The organism is Lentilactobacillus parabuchneri DSM 5707 = NBRC 107865 (assembly GCF_001435315.1).
Classification (GTDB): domain Bacteria; phylum Bacillota; class Bacilli; order Lactobacillales; family Lactobacillaceae; genus Lentilactobacillus; species Lentilactobacillus parabuchneri.
On sequence record NZ_AZGK01000034.1, the window covers coordinates 1 to 2,029 of the forward strand.

Here is a 2,029-nt window from a genome sequence, read left to right on the forward strand (position 1 = left end):
GATCCTTTACAGTGCCTTGACTGCTACTAGTTCATCAACTGATACAACCGCTCCTAAGTTGAATGCAGATCAAACTGGTATCAAGATTACTGACGCTAGTGGTAAAGTTCTTGGATATTCAGTATTGACCAAGGATGCTGCTGATACCACCGCTACTACTACGGTTTCTAAGCACTACGCTAATATTCTTAACACCAATGGTCATGGAACAGATGTTGATACTGCATATGCTGCGTTGTTGACAGATGCTAAAGTTTCCGGTTATGGTTCAGCTCCATTGACATTATCTCAGTTACAGTCTAACACTGCTGCTTTGAACAGTGCCGCTTTTGGTAGTTATACCACTGTTGTTGTTGCTCCGGTAGCTACTGCATCACTTGCTAAGTCAGCTACACTTTTGCTTGACGGTGCAGGTACTACAGCTTCAAATACTTTACCAGATCGTGCGGTTGTTCAATTGAGCAACGGAACGTATGTATCAGCAAGTTCATTAAGTTCATTAGTTTCTAATGCATTGAAAGGCACTGACAACGTAACTGCTACGCGTTCTGATGTCCAAGCACTATTGAAGAATGCTGGGTTAGATGCGATCACATTTGTTTGGGGACAAGGTGTTACTACGAACGTTGCCAACAATACTCTTGTGGATAACGCTAATGCAGCTCCAACTGACGGTAAAGGCTACTTGACAAGCAATGCTCTCACAGGGACTGGTAGTACACAAACCATTAAGCCTGATGTGTTTGGTAACAATGCACAATTTAATGTTACTAAAGCTACAATCGACTTAACTAGCGTTAATGCTAACACCGTAACTTACAAGGCTACTAGTGGTTCTACTACTTCTGATGTTGATCTGTTTGGTAACACTAACATGAACAAGTTTGGTAATAATCTTGATTTGACAATGACTTATACTGTTAACAAGACTCCATTCTTCACAGTATCAAGCACACCTGCTAGTTCAAACTTTAATACATTATATTCATTGAAAGTTAACTCAGGTGATTAATTAGTAATATGCAACTTTGTTGTATTTGTTAATAGTTTTAAAAAGGCTTCGATCAATTTGATCGAAGCCTTTTTGTATATTAATTCTAATTTTAGCTTAGTATACTACTTTTGGGCAGCATCACTTTCATAATTGTGTCCAAATGCGTATGATGCTTCTGCAACGTAAACATTATTCTTAGTACCTACTTGGGTAAACAATAAGTTTTGATTACTTGCAGTTTGTCCAATAGTACGATTTGCTGCTGGAAGAGCATCAAATGCAGCTTTGTTGAATGAGTACTTAACAACAGTGTAATAAGCAGAATTCAAAGCACTACCCGTTTCAGTGATAGCTGCACCAACTGCACCGTTCTGAGTCCCACCAGCTTGATGATATCCAATGTAGAACGTGTCTAAACCTGCGTTCTTAAGAGCAGTTTCAACTTGATCACCAGTAACGGTGGTATTCAAACCACCTTTAACAGAATTATCCAAGCTTTGAACTAACGTCTGAACCGTTTGACCGTTAGTCTTAGCTGATGCATCTGATTGGTAAATTCGAACATTTCCACCTGCGGCACCAAAGATAGGGTTGTTTGTAGTGTAATTAGCGCCAAATACCAAGTTTTGAACAGGATAATTTGCAAAGTAATTCAACGTTGCTGCTTGTTGAACTAAAATAGTAATTGTCTTGCCAAAGCCTGCATTACCAATAGTAGCAGAGTTTGTAGTCTTGTTGGCCGTGCTCAATCCTGCTGTACCGTAACCTGAAATAGTTGAAGTTACGTATTGATCAAGCGGCTGACCAGCATTATTGAATGAATCTGGAACTGTGCTATCAAGATAGTTAGCATCACCAAACGAGCGCTTCAAGAATTGTGTTGCAGTATAATTCTTATCAATATTATTGGTATAATCGCGCGTCTGAACAGTTTTACCGGTTGCAGCATCAACAAAGTTTACCCGTACTTGGTTCTGGGTAACATCAGGAGTTGCTGGGGTAGTATTAGTAGCAGTCAAGGCACTGTAAAGGATC

At 39.6% G+C, this 2,029-nt stretch carries 1 protein-coding gene and 1 pseudogene; one reads left to right on the plus strand and one right to left on the minus strand.

Going from position 1 to position 2,029, the window contains the following annotated elements; all coding sequences use genetic code 11:
* Positions 1–1,012: hypothetical protein (locus tag FC51_RS12380; RefSeq protein ID WP_162261248.1), on the plus strand; the 1,012-nt coding region annotated here is incomplete at its 5' end.
* Positions 1,013–1,116: 104 nt separating this feature from the next.
* On the opposite strand, the pseudogene FC51_RS12385 reads toward FC51_RS12380, so the two are convergent.
* Positions 1,117–2,029, minus strand: a pseudogene (locus FC51_RS12385) (hypothetical protein); the annotation flags it as partial.